This is a genomic window from Priestia taiwanensis (assembly GCF_014638355.1).
Taxonomy (GTDB): Bacteria; Bacillota; Bacilli; order Bacillales; family Bacillaceae_G; genus Priestia_D; species Priestia_D taiwanensis.
Genome location: NZ_BMFK01000018.1, coordinates 1 through 835 on the forward strand (window position 1 = coordinate 1; position 835 = coordinate 835).

The following is an 835-nucleotide window of genomic DNA, read 5'->3' on the forward strand; positions in this document are numbered from 1 at the left end:
GTGAGAATCCCGTCCACCGAATGACTAAGGTTTCCTGAGGAAGGCTCGTCCGCTCAGGGTCAGTCGGGACCTAAGCCGAGGCCGATAGGCGTAGGCGATGGACAACAGGTTGATATTCCTGTACCACCTCTTTACCGTTTGAGCGATGGAGGGACGCAGTAGGATAGGGTGAGCGCACTGCTGGATATGTGCGTGTAAGCAATTAGGCTGAAGAGTAGGCAAATCCGCTCTTCGTGAAGGCTGAGTTGTGATGCCGAGGGAAATATAAGTACCGAAGTCCTTGATTCCACACTGCCAAGAAAAGCTTCTAGCGAGGTAAAAGGTGCCCGTACCGCAAACCGACACAGGTAGTCGAGGAGAGAATCCTAAGGTGAGCGAGAGAACTCTCGTTAAGGAACTCGGCAAAATGACCCCGTAACTTCGGGAGAAGGGGTGCTCTTTAGGGTTAACGCCCAGGAGAGCCGCAGTGAAAAGGCCCAAGCGACTGTTTAGCAAAAACACAGGTCTCTGCGAAGCCGTAAGGCGAAGTATAGGGGCTGACACCTGCCCGGTGCTGGAAGGTTAAGAGGAGGGGTTATCCTTACGGAGAAGCTCTGAATCGAAGCCCCAGTAAACGGCGGCCGTAACTATAACGGTCCTAAGGTAGCGAAATTCCTTGTCGGGTAAGTTCCGACCCGCACGAAAGGTGTAACGACTTGGGCACTGTCTCAACGAGAGACTCGGTGAAATTATAGTACCAGTGAAGATGCTGGTTACCCGCGACAGGACGGAAAGACCCCGTGGAGCTTTACTGTAGCCTGATATTGAATTTTGGTACAGCTTGTACAGGATAGGT

1 rRNA gene is annotated in these 835 nt (G+C 52.3%); it reads left to right on the forward strand.

Features of this window, described 5'->3' with window-relative positions:
* A 23S ribosomal RNA gene (locus IEV41_RS19885) occupies window positions 1–835 on the forward strand; the annotation flags it as partial.